Annotated in this window: 24 protein-coding genes; 18 read left to right on the forward strand and 6 right to left on the reverse strand. The window is 73.5% G+C overall.

Going from position 1 to position 25,273, the window contains the following annotated elements:
- On the forward strand, positions 1-780 hold the full coding sequence (locus ABZZ17_RS21990; RefSeq protein ID WP_356877983.1) for an SDR family oxidoreductase: 780 nt from the start codon (positions 1-3) through the stop codon (positions 778-780).
- Positions 781-889: 109 nt separating this feature from the next.
- Here the strand turns inward: ABZZ17_RS21990 and ABZZ17_RS21995 are convergent, their stop codons facing one another.
- Both ABZZ17_RS21995 and ABZZ17_RS22000 read right to left on the reverse strand, forming a co-directional pair.
- Positions 890-2,527, reverse strand: coding sequence for an ABC-F family ATP-binding cassette domain-containing protein (locus tag ABZZ17_RS21995; protein ID WP_356877984.1), 1,638 nt, complete (start codon positions 2,525-2,527; stop codon positions 890-892).
- Positions 2,528-2,594: 67 nt separating this feature from the next.
- The gene (locus tag ABZZ17_RS22000; RefSeq protein ID WP_356878011.1) at positions 2,595-3,857 is read right to left on the reverse strand and encodes an ArsB/NhaD family transporter; all 1,263 of its coding nucleotides are present in this window, start codon (positions 3,855-3,857) and stop codon (positions 2,595-2,597) included.
- A gap of 144 nt (positions 3,858-4,001) precedes the next feature.
- Between ABZZ17_RS22000 and ABZZ17_RS22005 the strand changes: the two genes are divergently transcribed.
- Positions 4,002-4,988: a GlxA family transcriptional regulator gene (locus tag ABZZ17_RS22005; RefSeq protein WP_356877985.1), complete on the forward strand. Its 987-nt coding sequence runs from the start codon at positions 4,002-4,004 to the stop codon at positions 4,986-4,988.
- A 152-nt stretch (positions 4,989-5,140) separates the two neighbouring features.
- Positions 5,141-5,776: a DJ-1/PfpI family protein gene (locus tag ABZZ17_RS22010; protein WP_356877986.1), complete on the forward strand. Its 636-nt coding sequence runs from the start codon at positions 5,141-5,143 to the stop codon at positions 5,774-5,776.
- On the opposite strand, the gene ABZZ17_RS22015 is transcribed toward ABZZ17_RS22010, so the two are convergent.
- The gene (locus tag ABZZ17_RS22015; protein WP_356877987.1) at positions 5,754-6,512 is read right to left on the reverse strand and encodes an enoyl-CoA hydratase/isomerase family protein; all 759 of its coding nucleotides are present in this window, start codon (positions 6,510-6,512) and stop codon (positions 5,754-5,756) included. The genes ABZZ17_RS22010 and ABZZ17_RS22015 overlap by 23 nt on opposite strands.
- Positions 6,513-6,592: 80 nt before the next feature.
- Here ABZZ17_RS22015 and ABZZ17_RS22020 point away from each other — a divergent pair, with 80 nt between their 5' ends.
- Positions 6,593-7,270: a DUF308 domain-containing protein gene (locus tag ABZZ17_RS22020; RefSeq protein ID WP_356877988.1), complete on the forward strand. Its 678-nt coding sequence runs from the start codon at positions 6,593-6,595 to the stop codon at positions 7,268-7,270.
- A 130-nt stretch (positions 7,271-7,400) separates the two neighbouring features.
- Positions 7,401-7,898 carry an ATP-binding protein gene (locus ABZZ17_RS22025; protein ID WP_356878012.1) on the forward strand — a complete coding sequence of 166 codons (498 nt, stop codon included), beginning with the start codon at positions 7,401-7,403 and terminating at the stop codon, positions 7,896-7,898.
- Positions 7,899-7,980: 82 nt separating this feature from the next.
- On the opposite strand, the gene idi is transcribed toward ABZZ17_RS22025, so the two are convergent.
- From idi to ABZZ17_RS22040, 3 genes are all read right to left on the reverse strand, one after another.
- Positions 7,981-8,580 (reverse strand): isopentenyl-diphosphate Delta-isomerase, encoded by a 600-nt coding sequence (idi, locus tag ABZZ17_RS22030; protein WP_356877989.1) that lies wholly within the window; start codon positions 8,578-8,580, stop codon positions 7,981-7,983.
- 140 nt (positions 8,581-8,720) lie between these two features.
- The gene (locus ABZZ17_RS22035; protein ID WP_356878013.1) at positions 8,721-9,959 is read right to left on the reverse strand and encodes a bifunctional class I SAM-dependent methyltransferase/N-acetyltransferase; all 1,239 of its coding nucleotides are present in this window, start codon (positions 9,957-9,959) and stop codon (positions 8,721-8,723) included.
- Between the two features lie 458 nt (positions 9,960-10,417).
- Complete coding sequence (locus ABZZ17_RS22040) at positions 10,418-10,555, reverse strand: hypothetical protein (RefSeq protein WP_356877990.1); 138 nt, start codon at positions 10,553-10,555, stop codon at positions 10,418-10,420.
- Here ABZZ17_RS22040 and ABZZ17_RS22045 point away from each other — a divergent pair.
- The 13 genes from ABZZ17_RS22045 (at position 10,523) to ABZZ17_RS22105 (ending at position 25,268) form a co-directional block, all read left to right on the forward strand.
- Positions 10,523-12,169: a DUF5941 domain-containing protein gene (locus tag ABZZ17_RS22045; RefSeq protein WP_356877991.1), complete on the forward strand. Its 1,647-nt coding sequence runs from the start codon at positions 10,523-10,525 to the stop codon at positions 12,167-12,169. The two genes, ABZZ17_RS22040 and ABZZ17_RS22045, sit on opposite strands and share 33 nt — an antisense overlap.
- A complete protein-coding gene (locus tag ABZZ17_RS22050; RefSeq protein ID WP_356877992.1) occupies positions 12,166-12,918 on the forward strand; it encodes a phosphocholine cytidylyltransferase family protein in 753 nt (250 codons plus the stop codon). Before ABZZ17_RS22045 ends, ABZZ17_RS22050 begins: the two co-directional genes overlap by 4 nt.
- Positions 12,906-13,967, forward strand: coding sequence for an iron-containing alcohol dehydrogenase family protein (locus tag ABZZ17_RS22055; protein WP_356877993.1), 1,062 nt, complete (start codon positions 12,906-12,908; stop codon positions 13,965-13,967). The genes ABZZ17_RS22050 and ABZZ17_RS22055 overlap by 13 nt, the downstream gene beginning before the upstream one ends.
- Positions 13,945-14,724 (forward strand): CDP-alcohol phosphatidyltransferase family protein, encoded by a 780-nt coding sequence (locus ABZZ17_RS22060; protein ID WP_356877994.1) that lies wholly within the window; start codon positions 13,945-13,947, stop codon positions 14,722-14,724. The genes ABZZ17_RS22055 and ABZZ17_RS22060 overlap by 23 nt, the downstream gene beginning before the upstream one ends.
- Positions 14,721-15,614, forward strand: a complete 894-nt coding sequence (locus ABZZ17_RS22065) for a glycosyltransferase (RefSeq protein WP_356877995.1) — start codon at positions 14,721-14,723, stop codon at positions 15,612-15,614. The genes ABZZ17_RS22060 and ABZZ17_RS22065 overlap by 4 nt, the downstream gene beginning before the upstream one ends.
- 95 nt (positions 15,615-15,709) lie before the next feature.
- Positions 15,710-16,639, forward strand: coding sequence for an ABC transporter permease (locus ABZZ17_RS22070; RefSeq protein ID WP_356877996.1), 930 nt, complete (start codon positions 15,710-15,712; stop codon positions 16,637-16,639).
- Positions 16,632-17,414, forward strand: coding sequence for an ABC transporter ATP-binding protein (locus ABZZ17_RS22075; protein WP_356877997.1), 783 nt, complete (start codon positions 16,632-16,634; stop codon positions 17,412-17,414). The genes ABZZ17_RS22070 and ABZZ17_RS22075 overlap by 8 nt, the downstream gene beginning before the upstream one ends.
- A 395-nt stretch (positions 17,415-17,809) precedes the next feature.
- The gene (hpnC, locus tag ABZZ17_RS22080; RefSeq protein WP_356878014.1) at positions 17,810-18,742 is read left to right on the forward strand and encodes a squalene synthase HpnC; all 933 of its coding nucleotides are present in this window, start codon (positions 17,810-17,812) and stop codon (positions 18,740-18,742) included.
- An 8-nt stretch (positions 18,743-18,750) separates the two neighbouring features.
- A complete protein-coding gene (gene hpnD, locus ABZZ17_RS22085) occupies positions 18,751-19,710 on the forward strand; it encodes a presqualene diphosphate synthase HpnD (protein ID WP_356877998.1) in 960 nt (319 codons plus the stop codon).
- Positions 19,711-19,819: 109 nt separating this feature from the next.
- Entirely contained in the window at positions 19,820-21,235 is a 1,416-nt protein-coding gene (gene hpnE / locus ABZZ17_RS22090) for a hydroxysqualene dehydroxylase HpnE (protein ID WP_356877999.1), read from the forward strand.
- The gene (locus tag ABZZ17_RS22095; RefSeq protein WP_356878000.1) at positions 21,232-22,404 is read left to right on the forward strand and encodes a polyprenyl synthetase family protein; all 1,173 of its coding nucleotides are present in this window, start codon (positions 21,232-21,234) and stop codon (positions 22,402-22,404) included. Before hpnE ends, ABZZ17_RS22095 begins: the two co-directional genes overlap by 4 nt.
- A 126-nt stretch (positions 22,405-22,530) precedes the next feature.
- Entirely contained in the window at positions 22,531-24,603 is a 2,073-nt protein-coding gene (shc, locus tag ABZZ17_RS22100; RefSeq protein WP_356878001.1) for a squalene--hopene cyclase, read from the forward strand.
- Positions 24,603-25,268 (forward strand): 1-hydroxy-2-methyl-2-butenyl 4-diphosphate reductase, encoded by a 666-nt coding sequence (locus tag ABZZ17_RS22105; RefSeq protein WP_356878002.1) that lies wholly within the window; start codon positions 24,603-24,605, stop codon positions 25,266-25,268. Before shc ends, ABZZ17_RS22105 begins: the two co-directional genes overlap by 1 nt.
- The last annotated feature ends 5 nt before the right edge of the window (positions 25,269-25,273 follow it).

Consider the following 25,273-nt stretch of genomic DNA (forward strand, 5'->3'; position numbering starts at 1 on the left):
TTGACCACCGTTCTCATCACCGGAGCCAGCGCCGGACTCGGTGCGGCCTTCGCCCGCGGCTTCGCGGCGAAGGGCTGCGACCTGGTCCTCGTCGCCCGCGACAAGGACCGCCTGGACTCGGTCGCCGCGGAGCTCGGCCGGGAGTACGGCGCCGTCTGCGAGGTGCTGCCCGCCGACCTGCTGGACGCGGGGCAGTGCGCGGTCGTCGCCGGACGGCTCGCCGACCCGGCCCGGCCCGTGGACGTCCTGGTCAACAACGCCGGGTTCGGCCTGCCCGCGCCCTTCCCGTACAGCCCGGTCGAGGACGAGGAGCGGATGCTGGACCTCCTCGTGAAGGTCCCGCTGCGCCTCACGCACGCCGTGCTGCCCGGGCTGCGCGAGCGCCGCCGGGGCGCCGTGCTGAACGTGGCGTCCGTCGCGGGGCTGCTGCCGACGGGGACGTACGGGGCCGCCAAGGCCTGGGTGACGGCCTTCAGCGAATCCCTGCGGGTGGACATGGAGCCGTACGGGGTCCGGGTGCTGGCCGTGGTGCCGGGCTTCACCCGCACCGAGTTCCAGGAGCGGGCCGGCATGGACGTCAGCTCGCTGCGCGACGCGGTCTGGCTGGAGCCGGAGGCCGTGGTGGCCAAGGCCCTGCGCGACCTGGCCCTGCGCCGCCCGGTCAGCATCACGGGCCGCCGCTACCAGGCGTACGCCCTCGCCGCCCGCCACCTGCCGCGCGGCTTCGTGGCCCGCAGGATGGCCCGCACCCGGCGGGCGCCGGCCGAGCCCGCGAACTGACCCGCCGGGAGCCGGCCGTGGCCGGGGCCGCGGAGATCGCGGCCCGGCCCGACGGCACCGGGGGCACGACGCCTCCGGATGCTCGAAGCCTCCAGGGGCTCGATGCCCCTTACAGCTCCGTGACCTTGCCGCCGGCGACCTCCAGGCGGCGGGTCACGTGGACGGCGTCCAGCATGCGGCGGTCGTGGGTGACCAGCAGCAGGGTGCCCTCGTAGGCCTCCAGCGCGGCCTCCAGCTGCTCGATCGCCGGCAGGTCGAGGTGGTTCGTCGGCTCGTCGAGGACCAGCAGGTTCACCCCGCGGCCCTGGAGCAGCGCCAGCGCCGCCCGGGTGCGCTCGCCGGGGGAGAGGGTCGCCGCCGGACGCAGGACGTGCGCCGCCTTCAGACCGAACTTGGCCAGCAGCGTACGGACCTCCGCCGGTTCGGTGTCCGGGACCGCCGCGCAGAACGCCTCCAGCAGCGGCTCGCCGCCGAGGAACAGCCCGCGGGCCTGGTCCACCTCGCCGACCAGGACGCCGGAGCCGAGTACGGCGGAGCCGGAGTCCGGTGCGAGACGGCCCAGCAGGACCGCGAGCAGGGTGGACTTCCCGGCGCCGTTCGCCCCGGTGATCGCGACCCGGTCCGCCCAGTCGATCTGGAGGCTGGCCGGACCGAAGGCGAAGTCCCCGCGCCGCACGGCCGCTTCGCGCAGCGTGGCGACGACCGAGCCGGAGCGCGGGGCCGCCGCGATCTCCATGCGCAGCTCCCACTCCTTGCGGGGCTCCTCGACGACCTCCAGCCGCTCGATCGCGCGCTGCGTCTGGCGGGCCTTGGCGGCCTGCTTCTCGCTGGACTCGCCGCGCAGGTTCTTGCCGATCTTGTCGTTGTCGGAGGACTTGCGGCGGGCGTTGCGCACGCCCTTGTCCATCCAGTTGCGCTGCATCTGCGCCCGGCCCTCCAGGGCCGACTTCTTGCCCGCGTACTCCTCGAACTCCTCGCGGGCGTGGCCGCGGGCCCGCTCCCGCTCCTCCAGGTAGGAGTCGTAGCCGCCGCCGTAGAGGTTGATCTGCTGCTGGGCCAGGTCGAGTTCGAGGACCTTGGTGACCGTGCGGGTCAGGAACTCGCGGTCGTGGCTGATCACCACGGTGCCCGCGCGCAGCCCCTTGACGAACTGCTCCAGCCGCTCCAGACCCGCCAGGTCCAGGTCGTTGGTGGGCTCGTCCAGCAGGAACACGTCGTACCGGGACAGCAGCAGCGAGGCCAGACCGGCGCGGGCGGCCTGGCCGCCGGACAGCGCCGTCATCGGCAGGTCCAGGCCGACTCCGAGACTGAGCTCGTCGGCGACCTCCTGGGCCCGCTCGTCGAGATCGGCGCCACCGAGGTTCAGCCACCGGTCGAGGGCGTCGGCATAGGCGTCGTCCGCACCCGGGGTGCCGTCCACGAGCCCCTGGGTGGCCCCGTCCAGTTCGGCCTGCGCGGCGGCGACGCCGGTGCGCCGGGCGAGGAACTCCCGGACCGACTCGCCGGGACGCCGCTCGGGCTCCTGCGGCAGGTGGCCGACGGCCGCCCCGGGCGGGGAGAGCCGCAGCTCACCGGTCTCGGGGGTGTCCAGCCCGGCGAGGAGCCGCAGCAGGGTGGACTTCCCGGCGCCGTTGACGCCGACGAGTCCGATGACGTCGCCGGGCGCGACGACGAGGTCGAGATCGGCGAAGAGCGTGCGCTCACCGTGCGCGGCGGTGAGCTTCTTGGCGACGAGGGTGGCAGTCATGATGCCCCGATCCTATCCGCGCACCGGACAGGCCCCGGGCCCGGCCCGAACGGCCGGACACCCCGCCCTACGCGCCGATCAGCCGCAGTCCGGCCCACAGGGCGGTGACCGCCGCGACGAGCGCCGCGGGGGTGGTGATCAGCCCGAGCCGGGTGAAGTCCCCGAGCGCGACGCGTTCGCCGTGCCCGTGCAGGATGCGCCGCCACAGCAGCGTGGCCAGCGAACCCGCGTACGTCAGGTTCGGGCCGATGTTGACGCCGATCAGCACCGCCAGCACCGGCCCGGCCCCGCCCGGCGCGGCCAGCGGGAGCAGCGCGAGCACCGCCGGCAGGTTGTTGATCAGGTTGGCGAGTACGGCGGCCACGCCCGCCACCGCGAGCAGCGCGGGCAGCGAGTCCCCGGCCGGCAGCACCCGCTCCAGCCCGTCACCGAGACCGTGGTCCACCACGGCCCGTACCACCACCCCGAGCGCGAGGACGAACACGCAGAAGGCCGGCGCCGCCGACGCCACCAGCCGGAACGGCGTGGTCTCGCGGCGGCGCAGCGCCCGTACGCCCAGGACCACCGCTCCGGCCAGCGCCGCCCAGGCCGGACTGGCCCCCGCGAAGGAGGCCACGGCGAACCCGGCCAGCGTCAGGATGAGCACGGCGAGCGCGAAGCGCGGCATCGGCACCCGCTCGACGGCCTCCGGGGCGTGCTCGGGCGGGGCCGTGAGATCGGCACGGAACCAGCGGCGGAACACCGCGTACTCGATCCCGATCGCCACCGCCCAGGGCAGCGCCATCAGCGCCGCGAACCGGGTGAAGGTGAGTCCGCTCGCCGCGAAGGCGAGGAGGTTGGTCAGGTTCGACACGGGAAGCAGCAGCGAGGCCGTGTTCGCGAGGTGCGCGGTGGCGAACACGTACGGCCGCGGCCGCGCCCCGAGGTGGGCGGCGGTCGCCAGGACGACCGGGGTCAGCAGCACCACGGTGGCGTCCAGGCTCAGCGAGGCGGTGACCAGCGACGCCACCAGGAAGACCGGGCCCAGCAGGGTCCCCGGCCCCCGCCCGGCCGACCGCCGGGCCACGGCCGCGCCGACGGCACGGAACAGCCCCTCGTCGGCGCACAGCTGGGCGAGGACCAGGATCACGGCCAGGAATCCGACCACGGGCAGCAGCTCGCGCAGCTGCCCCCAGGCGTCGGCGGGGGAGACCGCGCCGAGGGCGACGAGCAGCGCGGCGGCCGGTACGGCGGCCGCGGCCTCCGGCAGTCCGCGCGGGCGCAGCACGGCGAAGGCCAGCACGCCGAGGAGGGCGGCGACCGACAGGGACTCGGCGAGGACGGTGTTCAGGGCACTGCTCCGGGACGTGGGCGGCCGGGATCCCGGCCGGACCTGTGCGGGGGTGTTCCGGAAGGATCGCACGGCCGCCGTCATGGCCGGATAGGTGGGATGCACGTCATTGCGGCCATGGGGGCGGGGTCACACCATGGAGGCATGTCACCGCGCAACGTGCTGGTCCTCCTCTACGACGGCGTCCAGAGCCTGGACGTGACCGGACCCGTCGAGGTGTTCGGCGCCGTCGCCCGCTCCCCGGCGGAGGGCGGGTACACGATCCGGACGGTGTCCCCGGGAGGCGCTCCCGTACGGACCTCCAGCGGGCTGGTCCTGGTTCCCGACGGGGACCTGGAGGGCGCCCGCCCGGGTCCGGGGGCCACCGTGCTGGTGCCCGGCGGCCGGTACACGGGCGACTTCGAGCCCCGGCTCACCGACTGGCTCCGGGCGCACGGGGGGCGTGCGGAACGGCTCGTGTCCGTGTGCACCGGGGGACTGCTGCTGGCCGAGGCCGGGCTGCTGGACGGCCGCCGGGCCACGACGCACTGGAGCGTGTGCGAGCAGATGGCCCGGGACTACCCGCGGGTGACGGTCGAGCCGGACCCGATCTACGTCCTGGACGGCCGCGTGGCCACCTCGGCGGGGGTGACCGCCGGGATCGACCTGGCGCTCGCCCTGGTCGAGGAGGACTTCGGCCGGGACACGGCCCTGCTGATCGCCCGCCACCTCGTGGTGTTCCTGCGCCGGCCCGGCAACCAGGCCCAGTTCAGTGCCCAGCTGGCCGCGCAGACGGCCCGCCGGGAGCCGCTGCGGGACGTCCAGCAGTGGATCACCGAGCATCCGGACGGGGACCTCAGCGTGGAAGCCCTCGCCGCCCGCGCCGCGCTCTCGCCGCGGCACTTCGCGCGGGCCTTCCAGGCGGAGACCGGGGTGACGCCGGGGCGGTACGTCGAGCGGGTCCGGGTGGAGCACGCCCGGCGGCTCCTGGAGGACGGCCGGGACGGGGTCGCGCGGATATCCCGGGAGTGCGGCTACGGCACCCCGGAGGCGCTCCGCCGGGCCTTCGTCAGGACCCTCGGCCAGTCCCCCGCCGAATACCGGCGCCGCTTCGGCCCGCAGCCGCCGCCCGTCCCGGCCCCGGCCCGCTGACCACCCGAGCCCGCTGCCTGACCACCACCGCGGACGCCCGGACCCCGACGCCCGGACCCCGACGCCCGGACCCACGGGCGCCCGGACCCCCGGGCGCCCGGACCCCCGGGCGCCCGGACCCCGCCCCACCCGACCACGACTCCGGAGGAACCATGCAGATCGCCGTACTGCTCTACGACCGCTTCACCGCCCTCGACGCCATCGGCCCCTTCGACACCCTCGGCCGGCTCGACGGCGCGGAGACCGTCTTCGTCTCCGAGCGCCCGGGGCCGGTGCGCACCGACAACGGGGCCCTCGCGCTCGTCGCGGACCGCTCGCTCGGCGAGGTGACGCGCCCGGACATCGTCGTCGTGCCCGGCGGACCGCACCCGGAGCTGGAGATGAAGAACCCCGCCGTCCTCGACTGGCTCCGCGAGGTCGACGCGACGACGACCTGGACCACCTCCGTCTGCACCGGCTCCCTGCTGCTCGCCGCCGCCGGGCTGCTCGACGGCCGCAAGGCCGCCGGGCACTGGCTCTACCTCGACCAGCTGGTCCCCTTCGGCGCCCGGCCCACCGGGGAACGGGTGGTGTACGACGGCAAGTACGTGACCGCCGCCGGGGTCTCGTCCGGCATCGACATGGGCCTCGGCCTGCTCGGCCGGATCGCGGGGGACACGTACGCGCAGACCGTCCAGCTGATGTGCGAGTACGACCCCCAGCCCCCGTACGACGCGGGTTCCCCGGAGAAGGCCCCGGCGGAGATCGTCGCCCGGCTGCGGGCCGCTAATCCGCTGACGGCCAGCTGAACACCGGAGCGCGGCGCTCCAGGAACGCGGCGACGCCCTCCGCGGTGTCGCCGCTCGCCGCGGCCTGTCCCGTCCAGTACGCGTCCCGGTCCGTCCGGCCGTCCGCGAACTCCTTGGCCGCGGCCTGGGTCAGCCGCGAGCGGGTGGTCAGGACCCGGGTGAACTCCGCGACCCGCCCGTCGAGTTCGCCGGGGGGCAGCAGCTCGTTCAGGAACCCGGCCCGCAGGGCCTGCTCCGCGCTGATCAACTCGGCGGAGAACAGCAGGTACTTGGCCCAGGACGGGCCGACCAGCGAGGCGAGCCTGCGGGTGGAGGACGCCGGGTAGACGATGCCCAGCTTCGCCGGGGTCACCCCGAAGGAGGCGCCCTGCTCGGCGAAGCGCAGGTCGCAGGCCGCCGCGAGCTGGCTCCCGCCGCCCACGCAGAAGCCCCGGATCGCCGCGACGGTCGGCTTCGGGAAGGCCGCGAGGGCCTCCTCGGCCGCCACGGACAGGGTCTGGGGGTCGTCGTCCCCGGTGAGCGAGGAGATGTCGGCGCCCGCGCAGAAGGTGGGACCGGCCCCGGTCAGCACCAGCACCCGGACGGCGGGGTCCGCGGCGAGCCCCGGCAGCAGCGCGGGCATCGCCCGCCACATCGAGGCGGTCATGGCGTTGCGCTTGGCGGGGTGGGTGATGACGACGGTGGCCACCCCGTCGACGACCGTGTGGGGGAGGGCTGCGTCCCGGGCTGCGTCCATGCGCCGGATGCTATCCGGGGCCGCCGATCCTATGATCAAGGGGAGTCCGGCCCCGGGGGGTGCGGAAAGGTGGCACGTCCATGCGCGCAGACCGTACCGACCCCGAACGGAAGCAGGAGAAGAAGGAGCTCAGCCGCAGCTACGGGCTGCTGGCCCTGCTCGGGGCGGTCCTCGTGCTGGCCGGACTCGTGGGCCTCGTGTACACCGGCCTGGCCACCTTGACGTCGATGTACCTCTTCGGCTGGCTGCTGCTGACCGGCGGTGTGGTGGGCCTCGCGCAGGCCGTGCTGTCGCGGGGGACCAACTACTTCTGGCTCGCGGTCGTCGTCGCCGCGATCAACATCGCCGCGGGGTTCGTGATCCTGCGCCGCCCCGAGGCCGGCGCGGAGGCGCTGACCATGTTCGCGGCCCTGCTGTTCCTGACCGGCGGCCTGTTCCGGCTCGTCGGCGCGCTGGTGGTGCGGGGGGCCGAGTGCGGGCTCACCCTCGTCCAGGGTGCGTTCGGCGTCCTGCTCGGCGTGCTGGTGCTGTGGAGCTGGCCGGGCAGCAGCCAGTACGTGATCGGCGCCTTCTTCTCCCTCGCGCTGCTGTTCGACGGCCTGAGCCTGATCGCCCTGGGCATGGGTGCCCGGCGGATCCTCGGCCTGGTCAGGGAGGACGAGGTGGCGGCAGGGCCGGAGGCGGCGGGCGCGGTGGAGGGGGCGCGGGAGACCTCCCGTGAAGCACCCGGATCGGATCAGGAACAGTCCAACAACTGACTCTGTCATACGCCAGTGGTCAGAAAGTGTCCGATAGACGCTGACTTCTGGTCAGCGGTCCGGTCCGGACCAGGCTGTTCCCCACTCTTGTCGCGTGGAGACGATCGAGCGCGAAGACGGGGGCCTGAACATGAACGACAGCGGGAGCGTCCCGCCAGCCGGGGGAGGTGAGGCGCCTGCTCCGGCGGACCCCCTCGCGTACGAGGGAGTGTGGCGCTTCACCGCGCCGGCGGTAGAAGAATCCGTTCCGCAGGCCCGCCGGGCGGTCCGCGACCTGCTCGGCCGCCAGGGGGTGCCGGCCCATCAGGACCTGGTGTACTCCCTGCTGCTGATCGTCTCCGAACTGGTGACGAACTCGGTCCGGCACGCGGCCCTGCTGTCGCCCGAGGTGGCCGTCGAGGTCGCGGTGGGCCGCGAGTGGGTCCGGGTGGCCGTCGAGGACAACCACCCGTACCGCCCCAAGGCGCTGGAGGCCGACTTCGGCCAGACCGGCGGCCGGGGTCTGCTCCTCGTGCGTGAGGTCACGCGGGAGGCGGGCGGGGTCTGCGACGTCGAGCACACCTCGACGGGCGGCAAGGTGATCTGGGCGGCCCTGCCCCTGACCGCCCCGCGGACCCCCGCGCCCTGACCGGCCCGTGCGCGCGTACGGGCCGGCGGACGTGCGGGCCGTCGGCCGGCGGACGGGCCGACCGGACCCGGGGGCCTACGGGCTACCAGCCCGCGGCGTCGCCGGTCAGCTCGCGGATCGCGGGCCGCGCCGCGTCCAGCACGGTCATGAACCAGGCCGAGAACGGCTGCTCCGCGTGCCGCTTGGCGAGCTCCTCCGCGGTGACGAACGCGGTGTCGCCGACCTCCTCGGGATCGGGCTTCGGCGCGGACTGCGCGAGTCCCACGAAAAGGTGGTTGTACTCCTGCTCCACCAGCCCGGACGCGGGGTCCGGATGGTTGTAGCGCACGGTCCCCGCCTCCGCGAGCAGCGAGGGCGACAGCCCCAGCTCCTCATGGGTGCGCCGGGCCGCCGCCGCGAACGGGGACTCCCCGGGGTAGGGGTGACCGCAGCACGTGTTCGACCAGACGCCGGGGGAGTGGTACTTCCCGAGGGCGCGCTGCTGGAGCAGCAGCCGGCCCTGCTCGTCGAAGAGGAACACGGAGAACGCCCGGTGCAGCAGCCCCGGGGCCTGATGGGCGGACAGCTTCTCCGCCGTGCCGATGGTGTTGCCGGACTCGTCGACCAGTTCGAGCATGATCGCTTCCTGAGTGCCGGTGCCGGGGGACACGCTCTGCGCGGCGGTGGCTGGTGTGGTCGGCATACCCATCCTTCGCTTCGGAATCCGGCCTTCAGTCTGCCGTACAAAAGCGGCTTGTCCCCACTTCGGTGATCCGCGCATGTCCGCCCCCCGCCGCGTGATAGGCGACGGAGGGCGGACGGCTCACCCGTTCAAGGACGGCGTCAGACGCCGAACGGCGCCGGGTACGCGATGGTTCCGGCCGGCACCGGAACGCGGTCGTCGAGCACGAGTGCCATCATCGCCGCGTCCGGTACCTCGAAGGGGGCCCGGATTCCGAACCGCGACGCCGGCACGAAACCGAAGCGCGGATAGTACGCGGGATGCCCGAGGACCAGCACCAGCGATTCCCCCCGTTCCCGGGCGGCCGCGAGCAGGGCCCGGACGACGGCGCTGCCGGCCCCCGACCGCTGGACCGCGGGGTCGGCGGCCACCGGGGCGAGCGCGAGCGCCGGTGCCCCGTCCACCGTGCAGCGGGTCAGCAGGGCGTGGGCCGCCACCGACCCGTCGGGGGCCCCGGCCACGTACGAGAGCCCCGGCAGCCACGACCCGTCGGCGCGCAGCGCGTCCACGAGGTCCGCCTCCAGCGGGGTCCCGAAGGCCGCCAGGTTGACGGCCCGTACGGCGGCCGCGTCGGCCGGGGTCTCGGGCCGTACGGGCCAGCGCCCGTCGCCGCCGGCGGTGACCGGGGCGAGGACGTGGCCGGTGTACCCGTACTCGTGGCCGTGCCGGGCCCGCACGTCGAGCTCCTCGCGGGTCAGGCCGAGCGCGGCCCGCCGGGCGGGGGTCGAGGGGGCGAAGTCCCGGACCCGGTCCCGCAGCGGACCGTAGTACGCGTCCCAGTCGGCGTCCGGGAGCGGGTGGACGCCGAGGATCCGGTATCCGGCGGCCTGCGCGGCCGCCACGTTGCGGGCGGTGGAGCGCAGCGCGTACTGCGCGTCCCAGAACGCCCGCGCCCCGGCCGAGGGCTCGTCGACGGTCCACTCGCACTCGGTGACGACGAGGGTGCCGCCGGGGGCGAGCAGCCGCTTCCAGGCGGCGAGCGCCGCGTCGAAGCCGATGACGTAGGCGGAGCCCTCCGCCCACACGAGGTCGAAGGAGCCGTCCTCGAAGGGCAGCGCGGCCATGTCCGCCCGGACGGGGTGGACGCGGTCGTCGAGGCCGAGGTCCTCGGCGGCCGTGCGCAGCTCGTCGAGGAACGGCTGGTGGAGGTCGACGGCGGTCACCTCGGCGAGGCCGGCGCCGCCCGCCTCGGCGGCGAGCAGCAGGGCGCTGCGGCCCGGACCGCAGCCCAGGTCGAGGACGCGCGGCCGCTCGGGAAGGGGACCGCAGAGGGAGAGGAGTCGCCGGGTGGTCGCGTCGGAGCCGGGGGCCTGCCGGGGCAGGCCGCCGTGCAGCTCCATGAAGGCGGCGAAGACGGGGTCGTCGGCGCCGGAGGCGGAGCCGGAAGGAGTGGAGCCGGAAGGAGTGGAGCCGGTGTGGTCGGTCAACGTGAACCCTTGGAAAGGGGGCTCCGGCCGACGGGGTCGATCTCTGCTGGATTCAGACCCGGCCGGAGGCCCGGAAGGAAGTGGGGACGTACCGGAGTTCGCTGCTCATGGCCGCGACCACTACGACGGTCATCAACCCCACCTCTTTCTCGCTCGTGTGCCGTCCAGACGATGACGACGCGTTCACATGAATCGAACGCATCTGCGTCCACCGTAACATCCGGCCGTAAAAGGCTGATGAATGTCGGCTTCCATTCATCCGATAGCCTCTGCCGACGTGCCGCCGCCCCCCGTGGCGCCCGTCCCGCACGCCCTGCAAGGAGTGAGTTCGTCTGCCGACCGTCATCCTCACCGGCCCGCCGGTACCCGGATCACCGCTTGCGGACGAGCTCCTGTCCCTCGGGTTCGACGTCCGTCCGGTCCCCGGTCCCGAAGACACCGCCGCCGCCCTGGCCGACGTACCCGCCGACCAGCGGGTGGCCGTCGTCGACAGCGCCTTCGTCGGTCACGTCCACGCGCTGCGCCTCGCGCTGACCGACCCCCGCTTCGACGCCTGCGCCGTCACCGGGGCCCTCGCGGTGCGCGGCGGCGCCCACGCCGCCCGCGCCGCGCTCGACGAGGTCGCGGCCCTGGAGCCCGGGGCGCTCGGCACCGGCCCCTACCCGGACCGGCTGGCCGCTGCCGTCGAGGGCTCCGGCACCGCCGTCCAGCGGCCCGAGCTCGGCACCCTGGTCGCCGCCGTTCCCGTGGGGGAGGCGGAGCGCGAGAGCGCCGTCGCCGCCGTCGCCGCCGTCGACGACGAGGCCGTGCGGCTGCGGACCGCGGTCAAGTCCCGCGACGGCTTCTTCACCACCTTCTTCATCAGCCCGTACTCGCGCTACATCGCCCGCTGGTGCGCGCGCCGCGGCCTGACCCCGAACCAGGTCACCACCGCCTCGCTGATCACCGCGCTGATCGCGGCCGGCTGCGCCGCCACCGGCGACCGCTGGGGCTACGTCGCGGCGGGCGTACTGCTGCTGGTCTCCTTCGTCCTGGACTGCACGGACGGGCAGCTCGCCCGCTACTCGCTCCAATACTCGACGATGGGTGCCTGGCTCGACGCGACGTTCGACCGCGCGAAGGAGTACTCCTTCTACGCGGGCCTCGCCCTCGGCGCGGCCCGCGACGGCGACGACGTCTGGGCCCTGGCGCTCGGCGCCATGATCCTCATGACCTGTCGGCACGTCGTCGACTTCTCCTTCAACGAGGCGAACCACGACGCGACCGCGAACACGAGCCCGACCGCCGCCCTGTCCGACCGGCTCGACAGCGTCGGGTGGACGGTCTGGGTCCGGCGGATGATCATCCTTCCGATCGGTGAGCGCTGGGCGATGATCGCGGTCCTGACCGCCCTCACCACCCCGCGGACCGTCTTCTACGCCCTGCTGATCGGCTGCGCCTTCGGGGCGCTCTACACCACCGCGGGCCGCGTCCTGCGCTCCCTGACCCGCAAGGCGACCCGTACCGACCGGGCGGCCCGCGCCCTCGCCGACCTCGCGGACTCCGGTGTCCTCGCCTGGACCGGTTACCCCGTGCCCGGCAAGCGGCCCGACCGCGCCGCGGTGTGGCTGGCGGCGGCCGGCGCCGTGCTGATGGCCGGCGGCGCCGCCACCCGCGACTTCGGCGACCCGTGGCTGATCGGCACGGCGGTGGCCTACGCCACGTTGTCGGCGGCGGCCCTCGCCCGCCCCCTGAAGGGCCCCCTCGACTGGCTGATCCCGCCGCTCTTCCGGTTCGCCGAGTACGTGACCGTCCTCGCGCTCGCCGCGAAGTCGGACGTGCCCGGAGCCCTTCCCGCCGCATTCGGACTGGTCGCGGCGGTCGCCTACCATCACTACGACACGGTCTACCGCATCCGCGGTGGCTCGGGCGCGCCCCCGCACTGGCTGGTGCGGACGACCGGCGGCCACGAGGGCCGGGTCCTACTGACCGTGGTCCTGGCCACCGTCCTCGCCCGTGACGCGTTCCCCGTCGCGCTCACGGCCACGGCCGTGTTCGTGGCACTGGTGGTGCTCGTGGAGAGCATCCGCTTCTGGGTCTCCGCTGGAGCACCCGCCGTACATGACGAAGGAGAACCAGCATGATCGGCCTTGTACTCGCTGCCGGTGCCGGACGCCGCCTGCGTCCCTACACCGACACCCTGCCCAAGGCCCTCGTGCCCGTCGGCCCCGAGGGCCAGGAGGAGAGCCTCACGGTCCTCGACCTGACCCTGGGCAACTTCGCCGAGGTCGGCCTCACCGAGGTCGCGATCGTCGTCGGCTACCGCAAGGAGGCCGTGCACGAGCGCCGCGAGGCCCTGGAGGCCAAGTACGGCGTCAAGATCACGCTGATCGACAACGACAAGGCCGAGGAGTGGAACAACGCCTACTCCCTGTGGTGCGCGCGTGACGTCATCAAGCAGGGCGTGATCCTCGCCAACGGGGACACCGTCCACCCCGTCTCCGTCGAGAAGACGCTGCTCGCCGCCCGCGGCAAGGGCCAGAAGATCATCCTCGCCCTCGACACGGTCAAGCACCTGGCCGACGAGGAGATGAAGGTCATCACGGCCGACGGCCAGGGCGTGCGGAAGATCACCAAGCTGATGGACCCGGCCGACGCGACGGGCGAGTACATCGGCGTCACCCTCATCGAGCCCGAGGCCGCCGAGCAGCTCGCCGAGGCCCTCAAGACCACCTTCGAGCGCGACCCCGACCTGTACTACGAGGACGGCTACCAGCAGCTCGTGAACGACGGCTTCACCATCGACGTCGCCCCCATCGGTGACGTCAAGTGGGTCGAGATCGACAACCACGACGACCTCGCCAAGGGCCGGACGATCGCATGCCAGTACTGACGCGGCTGATCCCCTCGCCTGTTGTCGTCGACATCAGCCGAGGGGCGATGGACGACCTGGCCGGCCTCCTGGCCGACCAGCGCATCTCCGCGTCCGGCAAACTCGCCATCGCGATCAGCGGGGGCTCCGGTCAGGCGCTGCGCGCCAAGCTGGAACCCGTCCTGCCGCACGCCGACTGGTACCCGGTCGTCGACGGCACCATCGACTCCGCGGTCAAACTGGCCGACGACATAAAGGGCCGCCGCTACGACGCCGTCGTGGGCCTCGGCGGCGGCAAGATCATCGACGTGGCCAAGTACGCCGCGGCGCGGGTCGGCCTGCCCATGGTGGCCGTCGCCACCAACCTCTCGCACGACGGGATCTGCTCCCCGGTGTCCATCCTGGACAACGACAACGGGCGCGGCTCCTACGGGGTGCCCACCCCGATCGCGATGGTGATCGACCTCGACGTGATCAAGGACGCCCCGGTGCGGTTCATCCGCGCCGGCATCGGCGACGCGATCTCCAACATCTCGGCGATCGCCGACTGGGAGCTCTCGCACGCGATCACCGGCGAGGCCGTCGACGGCCTCGCGGCCGCGATGGCCCGCACCGCCGGCGAGTCCGTGCTCCGCCACCCCGGCGGATGCGGGGACGACGAGTTCCTCACCGTGCTCTCCGAGGCCCTCGTGCTCTCCGGCATCGCCATGTCGATCAGCGGCGACAGCCGGCCCTCCTCCGGCGCCTGCCACGAGATCAGCCACGCCTTCGACCTGCTCTACCCGGGCCGCTCCGCGCTCCACGGCGAGCAGGTCGGCATCGGCGCGGCCTTCGCGATGCACCTGCGGGGGGCCGCCGAGAAGGCCGGACTCTTCGTCCAGGTGCTGCGCGGCCACGGACTGCCCGTACTGCCCGAGGAGATCGGGTTCAGCGTGGACGAGTTCGTCGCGGCCGTCGAGTACGCCCCCCAGACCCGTCCGGGACGCTTCACGATCCTGGAACACCTCAACCTGTCCGCCGCCGAGATCAGGGACGCTTACGCCGACTATGCCAAGACCATCCGTAGCTGAACTCCGGCCCGTCGTCCACCCGGCGGGCGTGAAGGACCGGCGCAGCGGGGAGCACTGGGGCGGCCGCCTGTACATGCGCGAGATCTCCCTGCGCATCACCCGCGTGCTGGTCACCACCAAGGTCACGCCGAACCAGCTGACCTACGTGATGACCCTGGCCGGCGTCCTCGCCTGCCCGGCCCTGCTGGTGCCGGGCATCTGGGGCGCCGTCCTCGGCGTGGTCATGGTCCAGCTGTACCTGCTGCTCGACTGCGTCGACGGCGAGGTGGCCCGCTGGAAGCAGCAGTTCTCGCTCTCCGGCGTGTACCTGGACCGCGTCGGCGCCTACCTGTGCGACGCGGCGGTCCTGGTGGGCTTCGGCCTGCGCGCCGCCGACCTGTGGGGCACCGGCCGGACCGACTGGCTCTGGGCCTTCCTGGGCACCCTCGCGGCCCTCGGCGCGATCCTGATCAAGGCCGAGACCGACCTCGTCGGCGTCGCCCGCCACCAGGTGGGCAAGCCGCCCGTCAAGGAAGCGGCGTCCGAGCCCCGCTCCTCCGGCATGGCCCTGGCCCGCCGGGCGGCGGCCGCGCTGAAGTTCCACCGCCTGGTCCTGGGCATCGAGGCCTCCCTGCTCATCCTGGTGCTGGCCGTCCTCGACCAGGTCCGGGGCGACCTGTTCTTCTCCCGGCTCGGCGTCGCCGTCCTCGCCGGCATCGCCCTGCTCCAGACCGTGCTGCACCTGGTGTCCGTCCTCGCGTCGAGCAGGCTCCGGTGAGCGCCCCGCTGCGCGTCGGCGCGGTCGTCATCACCATGGGCAACCGCCCCGACGACCTCAAGGCCCTGATCGACTCGGTCGCCCGGCAGGACGGCGACCCGGTCGAGGTCGTCGTCGTCGGCCAGGGCGTGGAGCTCACCGCGGAGACGGGCGTCCCGGACGGCGTCCGCACCGTGGAGCTGCCCGAGAACCTGGGCATCCCCGGCGGCCGCAACGCCGGCATCGAGGCCTTCGGCCCCGGCGGCCGCGACGTCGACGTCCTGCTCTTCCTGGACGACGACGGCCTCCTGGAGCGCACCGACACCGCCGAGCTGTGCCGGCAGGCCTTCACCGAGGACCCGGCGCTCGGCATCGTCAGCTTCCGCATCGCCGATCCGCAGACCGGGGCGACCCAGCGCCGCCACGTGCCGCGGCTGCGCGCCTCGGACCCCATGCGTTCCTCCCGCGTCACCACCTTCCTGGGTGGCGCCAACGCCGTCCGCACGAAGGTGTTCGAGCAGGTCGGAACGCTGCCGGGCGAGTTCTTCTACGCCCACGAGGAGACCGACCTGGCCTGGCGGGCCCTCGACGCCGGGTGGCTGATCGACTACCGGGCGGACATGGTGCTGCTGCACCCGACCACCGCCCCGTCCCGGCACGCGGTCTACCACCGTATGGTGGCCCGTAACCGGGTGTGGCTCGCCCGCCGCAACCTGCCCGCCCCGCTGGTGCCGGTCTACCTGGGCGTCTGGCTCGCGCTGACGCTCGTGCGCAAGCCCTCGGCCCCGGCGCTCAAGGCCTGGTTCGGCGGCTTCAAGGAGGGCTGGACCACTCCCTGCGGTCCCAGACGTCCCATGAAGTGGCGTACGGTGTGGCGGCTGACCCGGCTGGGCCGACCGCCCGTCATCTGACAAGCCCGCGTCTGGGACCATGGGCCCGATCACGGGTCCGGCGCTCCAGGCCGGTGCCCCTTCTGCCGCATCTTGAAGACGGAAAGTTTCAACTTGTGAGTGACACAACCCACGACGGCGCCCTCGCCACGAGCAAGCCGCCGTCCGACGACGCGGGGCTGAGCCCCGCGGAGCTCGCCAGGAAGTACGGCCTGTCCGTGAGCGGCGCCCGGCCCAGCCTGGGCGGGTACGTGCGGCAGCTCTGGGGGCGGCGCCACTTCATCATGGCCTTCTCCCGGGCCAAGCTGGTCGCGCAGTACAGCCAGGCGAAGCTCGGCCAGCTCTGGCAGGTGGCGACCCCCCTGCTGAACGCCCTGGTCTACTACCTGATCTTCGGCCTGATCCTCGACGCCGGCCGCGGCATGGAGAAGGGGGTGTACATCCCCTTCCTGGTGATGGGCATCTTCGTCTTCACCTTCACCCAGAACTCGCTGATGGCGGGTGTCCGGGCGATCCCCACCAACCTGGGCCTGGTGCGCGCGCTGCACTTCCCGCGCGCATCGCTGCCGATCTCCTTCTCGATGCAGCAGCTCCAGCAGCTGATGTACTCGATGATCGTCGTGCTCGTGGTGGCCGTCGCCTTCGGGAACTACCCGCAGCTGTCCTGGCTGCTGGTCATCCCGACCCTGGCGCTGCAGTTCGTCTTCAACACCGGCCTCGCGCTGGTCTTCGCGCGGATGGGTTCCAAGACCCCCGACCTCGCGCAGCTGATGCCCTTCCTGACCCGCACGTGGATGTACGCCTCGGGCGTCATGTTCTCGATCAACGAGATGCTGAAGGACAAGCCGCAGTGGATCGCGGACGTGCTCCAGTGGAACCCCGCGGCGATCTACATGGACCTGGTGCGCTTCGCGCTGATCGACGACTACGGCCCCGAGAACCTGCCGCCGCACGTCTGGGCCTTCGCCGTCGGCTGGGCCGTCCTGATCGGCGTCGGCGGTTTCGTGTACTTCTGGAAGGCTGAGGAGCGTTACGGCCGTGGCTGATCTCACCAAGGGCAAGGTGCCCACCGTCATCGCGGACGAGGTCCACATCGTCTACCGCGTCAACACGGGCAGCTCCGGCAAGGGCAGCGCCACCGCGGCGCTCAGCAAGATACTCCGCCGCGGCAAGGGCGACGCCCCCGGCGTGCGCCGCGTCCACGCCGTGCGCGGCGTCTCCTTCACGGCGTACCGCGGCGAGGCCATCGGCGTCATCGGCTCCAACGGCTCCGGCAAGTCCACCCTGCTGCGCGCCATCGCGGGGCTGCTGCCCTGCGAGACCGGCAAGGTCTACACCGACGGCCAGCCCTCCCTGCTGGGCGTCAACGCCGCGCTGATGAACGACCTGACCGGCGAACGCAACGTCGTCCTCGGCGGACTCGCGATGGGCATGACCCGCGAGCAGATCAAGGAGCGCTACCAGGACATCGTCGACTTCTCGGGGATCAACGAGAAGGGGGACTTCATTTCCCTTCCGATGCGCACCTACTCCTCGGGAATGGCGGCGCGCCTGCGCTTCTCGATCGCGGCCGCCAAGGACCACGACGTACTGATGATCGACGAGGCGCTCGCCACCGGTGACCGGAAGTTCCAGGTCCGTTCCGAGGCGCGCATTCGCGAACTACGGGAGAAGGCCGGCACGGTCTTCCTCGTGAGCCACAACAACAACTCCATCCGCGACACCTGCAGCCGGGTGCTGTGGCTGGAGAAGGGCGAACTCCTGATGGACGGGCCCACCGAGGAAGTCGTCGCGGCGTACGAGAAGGCCACCAGTCACTGACCGGTGGATCCTCGCAGGCCAAGGGCCCCTGCCGCGTAGCGCGGCGGGGGCCTCGCCATGCCGGTGCGGCCACGGCGGGGCGGGCGCAGCGGCCGCGGCCCGGGTCATGGGGGCGGAAGGCGGCATTCGGGGGTCCGGTGAATACCCGATAGGCCCCCGCGACGTTGTACAGCGTAAGCTGGAGCAGTTCTCAATCGCGCCAAGAGGGGACGATTCCCCGCAGCCGAATCTCCCCGGTACCCCGGGTAAACTCCGGCGGCGTGTCCGAAATAGGATGACTTGGGTCGGCAGTGTAGAACGGGAGACGTGACGGCAATGGCTACGGGAATTCTCCGGCCCCCAGGCACAGTGGCCGTCCCCGCCCCGGGCGGCGGGCGGTGACCCCGGGGCACGGCATCCGGCCCGGCGCCGCAGGCGCCCCCGACGGGGCCCTCGACCTCCACGCCCGCGCCACCCTCGGCAAGGCCGCCGCGGAGAACTTCCCCGTCGCCCCCGTCTTCCTCCCCCGCGCCTGGCGCGACGGCCTGACCGCGGTCTACGGGTACGCCCGCCTCGTCGACGACATCGGCGACGGCGACCTCGCCCCCGGTGGCCGCGACGCGGTGCTCCTGGGCCTCGACCCGGCCGCCGCCGACGACCCGCCGGCCATGCTCGACGCCCTCGAAGCCGACCTGGGGCGCGTCTTCGGCGGCACCGACGGCCCCCCGCGCCACCCGCTGATGCTGGCCCTCCAGCCCGTCGTGCGCGCCCACGGCCTCACCCCCGAACCCTTCCTCGGGCTCATCGAGGCCAACCGCCAGGACCAGCGGGTCACCCGCTACGGCACGTACGGGGACCTCCTCGGCTACTGCGAGCTCTCCGCGAACCCCGTCGGCCGCCTCGTGCTCTCCCTCACCGGCACCAGCACCCCCGAGCGCGTCCGCCTCTCCGACGCGGTCTGCACCGGCCTCCAGATCGCCGAGCACCTCCAGGACGTCACCGAGGACCTCGGCCGCGACCGCGTCTACCTCCCCGCCGAGGACATGCGCCGCTTCCACGTCACCGAGGCCGACCTCAAGGCGCCGACCGCCGGTGCTTCCGTACGCGCCCTCATCGCATTCGAAACCGAACGCGCGCGCCGGCTCCTGGACGAGGGCACCCCGCTCGTGGGCAGCGTGCACGGCAGGCTCCGGCTGCTGCTCGCGGGCTTCGTGGGTGGAGGGCGCGCCGCCCTGAGAGCGGTCTCGGCCGCGGGCTTCGACGTACTTCCCGGACCGCCCAAGCCCACCCGGAGCGGCCTGCTCCGCGAGGTGGCCGCCGTCCTGCGCACAGCGCCGAGAAAGGGGTGAGCCCGAACGTGGAGGGCCCCACACACGCGTCCGCACCGTCCGCACCGGTCATCGCCGCCTACAGCTACTGCGAGGCCGTGACCGGTACGCAGGCACGCAACTTCGCGTACGGCATCCGGCTGCTGCCCACCGACAAGCGGCACGCGATGTCCGCGCTGTACGCGTTCTCCCGGCGCGTCGACGACATCGGCGACGGCACGCTCCCGCCCGAGGCGAAGCTCGTCCGGCTGGAGGAGACCCGCGCCCTCCTCGGACGCGTCCGCGCCGAAGAGGTCGACGAGGACGACACCGACCCGGTCGCCGTCGCCCTCGCGCACGCCGCGCGCCGCTTCCCCATCCCGCTCGGCGGACTTGACGAACTCATCGACGGGGTCCTGATGGACGTCCGCGGCCAGGAGTACGAGACCTGGGACGACCTCAAGGTCTACTGCCGCTGCGTGGCCGGGGCCATCGGCCGCCTCTCGCTCGGCGTGTTCGGCACCGCCGGCACCGCGGGCCTCGGCGCACACGACGCCGCACGCGCCGACGAGTACGCCGACACCCTCGGCCTCGCCCTGCAACTCACCAACATCCTGCGCGACGTTCGCGAGGACGCCGCCAACGGACGGACCTACCTGCCCGCCGAGGACCTCGCCAAGTTCGGCTGTTCCGAAGGCTTCCGCGGCGACCGGGCCCCCGCCGGCTCCGACTTCGCCGGGCTCGTCCACCACGAAGTCCGCCGCGCCCGGGCCCTGTTCGTCGAGGGCTACCGGCTGCTGCCCATGCTCGACCGGCGCAGCGGCGCCTGCGTGGCCGCCATGGCCGGGATCTACCGCCGCCTCCTCGACCGCATCGAACGCGAGCCCGAGGCCGTCCTGCGCGGCCGCGTCTCGCTGCCGACGCACGAGAAGGCGTACGTCGCCGTACGGGGCCTGTCGGGACTCGACGCGCGCACCATCTCGCGCCAGAGCACGCGGAGGCGGATCTGATGCACCGCACCACGGCCCCCGCCGCGCCCGCCGCCCGGGCAACCACCCGGGGCACCGCCGCGTCTTCCCCGTCGGGCTCCGCCGGACACGCCCCCGCGGGGGAGGGCTCATGAGCGGCAGCGACCAGCGCGCCGACCAGCGCACCGACGACCGCGCCGACGACCGCGCCGTCGTCGTGGGCGGCGGACTCGCCGGAGTCACCGCCGCGCTCGAACTCGCCGACGCCGGACTGCGCGTCACCCTGCTGGAAGGACGCCCGCGGCTCGGCGGACTCGCCTTCTCCTTCAAACGCGGCGACCTCACCGTCGACAACGGCCAGCACGTCTACCTGCGCTGCTGCACCGCCTACCGCTGGTTCCTCGACCGCGTCGACGGCGCGGACCTCGCCCCGCTCCAGGACCGCCTCGACGTCCCCGTCCTCGACGTCGCCCACCCGCGCGGCCCCCGCCTCGGCCGGCTCCGCCGCAGCGCCCTGCCCGTGCCCCTGCACCTCGCCGGGTCGCTCGCCCGCTACCCGCACCTCTCCCTCGCCGAACGGGCCTCCGTCGGACGCGCCGCCCTCGCGCTGCGCCGCCTCGACCCCGCCGACCCGGCCCTCGACGGCCTCGACTTCGCCACCTGGCTCGGCCGCTACGGCCAGTCCCCGCGCACCATCGAGGCCCTGTGGGACCTCGTCGGCATCGCCACGCTCAACGCCACCGCCGAGCAGTCCTCCCTCGGCCTGGCCGCCATGGTCTTCAAGACCGGCCTGCTCTCCGAGAACGGCGCCGCCGACATCGGCTGGGCCAAGGTCCCGCTCGGCGACCTCCACGACACCCTCGCCCGCAAGGCGCTCGACGCGGCCGGAGTACGCACCGAACTGCGCACCCGCGTCACCGCCGTCTCCCGCACCGGGGAAGGCAACTGGCGGGTCGACACCGAGGCGGAGTCCCTCGGCGCCGGCACCGTCGTCCTCGCCGTCCCGCAGCGCGAGGCGCACGCCCTGCTGCCCGCCGGGGCCCTCGCGGACCCCGACAAGCTCCTGGACATCGGCACCGCCCCCATCCTCAACGTCCACGTCGTCTACGACCGCAAGGTGCTCAAGCGGCCCTTCTTCGCGGCCCTCGGCTCCCCCGTCCAGTGGGTTTTCGACCGCACCGACGCCTCCGGCCTCACCGACGGCGGCCAGTACCTCGCCCTGTCCCAGTCGGTCGCCCAGGACGACATCGACGAGCCCGTCACGGTCCTGCGCGCCAAGTACCTGCCCGAGCTGGAACGGCTGCTGCCCGCCGCGCGCGGCGCGAAGGTACGGGACTTCTTCGTGACCCGGGAACGGACCGCGACCTTCGCCCCCGCCCCCGGGGTCGGCCGGCTGCGCCCCGGACCGCGGACCGACACGCCGGGGCTGTACCTCGCCGGTGCATGGACCGCGACGGGCTGGCCCGCGACCATGGAGGGTGCCGTCCGCAGCGGCCTCGGCGCGGCACACACCGCGCTCGCAGCCCTCGGCCGCCCCCGCGAACACCCGCTGCAGGAGGCGGTATGACGACCGGCACCAGCACCACCGCCACAGGCACAGCACGCACAGCACGTACAGGAACCAGAGGAGAGCCAGTGAACCCGGGGAACCCGGCTGTCGAGAACACGGCTGCCAGTGTGGGCACGGCCGCAGCGAGCACGGAGAAGGCGGACACGCTCGCCCTCCTGGAACGCGGCCGCACGCTGTCGACTCCCGTGCTCCGCGCCGCCGTAGACCGGCTCGCGGCGCCCATGGACACCGTCGCCGCCTACCACTTCGGCTGGATCGACGCCGACGGCAACGCGGCGGACGGCGACGGCGGCAAGGCCGTCCGCCCCGCCCTCGCCCTGCTCTCCGCCGAAGCCGCGGGCGCCGCCGCCGAGGTCGGCATCCCCGGCGCCGTCGCCGTGGAGCTCGTCCACAACTTCTCCCTCCTGCACGACGACCTGATGGACGGCGACGAGCAGCGCCGCCACCGCGACACCGTGTGGAAGGTCCACGGCCCCGCCCTGGCCATCCTCGTCGGCGACGCCCTCTTCGCCCTCGCCAACGAGGTCCTGCTGGAACTGGGCACCGTCGAGGCGGGCCGGGCCGCCCGCCGCCTGACCACCGCCAGCCGCAAGCTCATCGACGGCCAGGCACAGGACATCTCCTACGAGCACCGCGAGCGCGTCAGCGTCGAGGAGTGCCTGGAGATGGAGGGCAACAAGACCGGCGCCCTCCTCGCCTGCGCGGTCTCCATCGGCGCCGTCCTCGGCGGCGCCGACGACCGCACCGCCGACAAGCTGGAGGAGTACGGCTACCACCTCGGCCTCGCCTTCCAGGCCGTCGACGACCTCCTCGGCATCTGGGGCGACCCGGAGGCGACCGGCAAGCAGACCTGGAGCGACCTGCGCCAGCGCAAGAAGTCCCTGCCCGTCGTCGCCGCCCTCGCCGCCGGCGGACCCGCCTGCGAGGAGCTCGGCCGGCTGCTCGCCGCCGACGCCAAGAGCAACGACTTCGAGAACTTCTCGGAAGAGGAGTTCGCGGCCCGCGCGGCGCTCATCGAAGCCGCCGGCGGGCGCCAGTGGACCGCCGACGAGGCACGCCGCCAGCACGCGGTCGCGATCCGCGCCCTGGACGACGTCGACATGCCGCAGCGGGTCCGCGACCAGCTCGTCGCCCTCGCCGACTTCGTCGTCGTGCGCAAGAGGTGATCGCCACCCGGCAGCGGATATGACGCCGGTCGCCGGCCGGCGCCGCCCCACGTGAGGCGCGCACCGGCCGACGGCAGACCCCAGCACAGCAGAGGACAGACTGCAGACTGCGACGGAGGGGAAGCCATGACTGCGACGACCGACGGCGGCGGTGCGATGGCCGGCGGCGCCGATCCGGAACACGACGGCGCGCCGGGCCCGGCCGGATCCGCGAAGACGGCGGGCCCGCCCGCCGGCCCCGGAGCCCCGCCGGGCCACGGCACGGCCGGACTGCTGCGCGGAATCCAGGACGCCACCGACCGGGCCACCCGCAACCTGCTGGAACGCCAGGACCCGGCGGGCTGGTGGAAGGGCGACCTGGAGACCAACGTCACCATGGACGCCGAGGACCTGCTCCTGCGGCAGTTCCTCGGCATCCGCGACGAGGCCACCACCCGCGCCGCCGCCCTGTTCATCCGCGGCGAGCAGCGGGACGACGGCACCTGGGCCACCTTCCACGGCGGCCCCCCGGACCTCTCCGCCACCATCGAGGCGTACGTCGCCCTGCGCCTCGCCGGAGACGCGCCCGACACCCCCCACATGAGCCGCGCCTCGGCGTGGATCCGCGCCCACGGGGGCATCGCCGCAGCCCGGGTCTTCACCCGGATCTGGCTGGCCCTCTTCGGCTGGTGGAAGTGGGAGAACCTGCCCGAACTCCCGCCCGAACTGCTCTTCCTGCCCTCCTGGGTACCGCTCAACATCTACGACTTCGGCTGCTGGGCCCGCCAGACCATCGTCCCGCTCACCGTGGTCTCCGCCCTGCGCCCCGTCCGGCCCGCCCCCTTCGCCCTGGACGAGCTGCACGCCGACGCCCGCAACCCCAGCCCCGCAGTCCGGCCGGCGCCGCTGACCAGCTGGGACGGCGCCTTCCAGCGCATGGACAAGGCCCTGCACGTCTACCGGCGGTTCGCCCCGAAGGCCCTGCGCAAGGCCGCGATGGCCAGCGCGGCCCGCTGGATCGTCGAGCGGCAGGAGAACGACGGCTGCTGGGGCGGGATCCAGCCGCCCGCCGTGTACTCCGTCATCGCCCTGCACCTGCTCGGCTACGACCTGGGCCACCCGGTGATGCGGGCCGGTCTGGAATCCCTCGACCGGTTCGCGGTGTGGCGCGAGGACGGCGCCCGCATGATCGAAGCCTGCCAGTCCCCGGTGTGGGACACCTGCCTGGCCGCCATCGCCCTCGCCGACGCCGGCGTCCGCCCCGACCACCCGGCCCTGGTCAAGGCCGCGGACTGGATGCTCGGCGAGGAGATCCGGCGCAGCGGCGACTGGGCCGTCCGCAGGCCCGGACTGGCCCCCGGCGGCTGGGCGTTCGAGTTCCACAACGACAACTACCCCGACATCGACGACACCGCCGAGGTGGTCCTGGCCCTGCGCCGGATCGCCCACCCCGACCCGGCGAGGGTCGAGGGCGCCATCGCCCGCGGCGTCTCGTGGAACCTCGGCATGCAGTCGCGCAACGGTGCCTGGGGCGCCTTCGACGCCGACAACACCAGCACCCTGCCCAACCGGCTGCCCTTCTGCGACTTCGGCGAGGTCATCGACCCGCCCTCCGCCGACGTCACCGCCCACGTGGTGGAGATGCTGGCGGTCGAGGGCCGGGCCGGCGACCCCCGGACCCGCCGCGGCATCGCCTGGCTGCTCGCCGAACAGGAGCCGGACGGCGGCTGGTTCGGCCGCTGGGGCACCAACTACGTGTACGGCACGGGCTCGGTCCTCCCGGCCCTGGCGGCCGCCGGGATCGCCCCGTCCCACCCCGCCGTCCGGCGGGCCGTGCGCTGGCTGGAATCCGTACAGAACGACGACGGCGGCTGGGGCGAGGACCAGCGCTCCTACCAGGACCGCTCCTGGGCCGGGCGGGGCGCCTCCACCCCCTCGCAGACCGCGTGGGCGCTGATGGCCCTGCTGTCGGCCGGGGAACGCGGGAGCAAGGCCGTCGAGCGGGGCCTCGCACACCTGGTGGACACCCAGCGCGCCGACGGCACCTGGGACGAACCGCACTTCACCGGCACCGGCTTCCCCTGGGACTTCTCCATCAACTACCACCTGTACCGGCAGGTGTTCCCCCTCACCGCCCTCGGCCGCTACCTCTACGGTGAACCCTTCGGCCCCGCCGGACGCCACCCCACCGCGGCCGCCGCCCTCGCCGAGGACTCGTGATGGGCGCCCCCCGGGACCGGCCCCCGCCCGCACCGCTGCTGATCGCCTGCGCCCTGCGCATCGAGCGGGCGGCGCTGCGCGGCGCCGCCCGCGGCGCGGGCGACTGCGGCACGGTCCTGCGCACCGGCATGGGGCCGCGCGCCGCCGAACGCGCCGTCACCCGCGCGCTGGAGCGGCCGGGGATGGCGGGGGCCGCCGTCCTCGCGACCGGTTTCTGTGCCGGACTGGTCCCCGGCATGCACCCCGGCGACCTCGTCGTCGCCGACGAGACCCGGGACCCGCACGGGACCGTCCCGTGCACCGGTACCCGCCTGCTCGCCGAGGCGCTGGCGCTGGCCCTGCCGGGCCGGACCGTGCACACCGGCGCGCTGACCGGATCCGACCACGTCGTCCGCGGCCAGGAACGCGCGCAGCTGCGCGCCACCGGCGCCGTAGCGGTCGACATGGAGTCCGCGGCCACCCTGTGGGCCGCCACCCGGGCCGCCGGCGCCCCCTCCGGGGAGGTACGCCCCGTTGCGGCCGTCCGGGTGATCGTGGACGCTCCGGAGCACGAGCTCGTCCGCATCGGCACCGTCCGCGGTGGAATATCGGCCTTCCGCGTACTGCGTGCCCTACTGCCCGCGTTCCATGACTGGCACCGTTCTTCGCTGCTCCCCAGGAGGTGAGCCAG

Source organism: Streptomyces sp. NPDC006512 (assembly GCF_040611935.1).
Classification (GTDB): Bacteria; Actinomycetota; Actinomycetes; order Streptomycetales; family Streptomycetaceae; genus Streptomyces.

What these genes read in the sequence shown, in the direction of transcription:
- ABZZ17_RS22055 (WP_356877993.1), top strand. Translation starts at nt 12,906, where the DNA reads ATGCCAGTACTGACGCGGCTGATCCCCTCGCCTGTTGTCGTCGACATC.
- ABZZ17_RS21995 (WP_356877984.1), bottom strand. Translation starts at nt 2,527, where the DNA reads ATGACTGCCACCCTCGTCGCCAAGAAGCTCACCGCCGCGCACGGTGAG.
- ABZZ17_RS22105 (WP_356878002.1), top strand. Translation starts at nt 24,603, where the DNA reads ATGGGCGCCCCCCGGGACCGGCCCCCGCCCGCACCGCTGCTGATCGCC.
- ABZZ17_RS22005 (WP_356877985.1), top strand. Translation starts at nt 4,002, where the DNA reads ATGTCACCGCGCAACGTGCTGGTCCTCCTCTACGACGGCGTCCAGAGC.
- idi (WP_356877989.1), bottom strand. Translation starts at nt 8,580, where the DNA reads ATGCCGACCACACCAGCCACCGCCGCGCAGAGCGTGTCCCCCGGCACC.
- ABZZ17_RS22020 (WP_356877988.1), top strand. Translation starts at nt 6,593, where the DNA reads ATGCGCGCAGACCGTACCGACCCCGAACGGAAGCAGGAGAAGAAGGAG.
- shc (WP_356878001.1), top strand. Translation starts at nt 22,531, where the DNA reads ATGACTGCGACGACCGACGGCGGCGGTGCGATGGCCGGCGGCGCCGAT.
- ABZZ17_RS22025 (WP_356878012.1), top strand. Translation starts at nt 7,401, where the DNA reads ATGAACGACAGCGGGAGCGTCCCGCCAGCCGGGGGAGGTGAGGCGCCT.
- ABZZ17_RS22060 (WP_356877994.1), top strand. Translation starts at nt 13,945, where the DNA reads ATGCCAAGACCATCCGTAGCTGAACTCCGGCCCGTCGTCCACCCGGCG.
- ABZZ17_RS22095 (WP_356878000.1), top strand. Translation starts at nt 21,232, where the DNA reads ATGACGACCGGCACCAGCACCACCGCCACAGGCACAGCACGCACAGCA.
- ABZZ17_RS22050 (WP_356877992.1), top strand. Translation starts at nt 12,166, where the DNA reads ATGATCGGCCTTGTACTCGCTGCCGGTGCCGGACGCCGCCTGCGTCCC.
- ABZZ17_RS22035 (WP_356878013.1), bottom strand. Translation starts at nt 9,959, where the DNA reads ATGGAGCTGCACGGCGGCCTGCCCCGGCAGGCCCCCGGCTCCGACGCG.
- hpnE (WP_356877999.1), top strand. Translation starts at nt 19,820, where the DNA reads ATGAGCGGCAGCGACCAGCGCGCCGACCAGCGCACCGACGACCGCGCC.
- ABZZ17_RS22010 (WP_356877986.1), top strand. Translation starts at nt 5,141, where the DNA reads ATGCAGATCGCCGTACTGCTCTACGACCGCTTCACCGCCCTCGACGCC.
- ABZZ17_RS22015 (WP_356877987.1), bottom strand. Translation starts at nt 6,512, where the DNA reads ATGGACGCAGCCCGGGACGCAGCCCTCCCCCACACGGTCGTCGACGGG.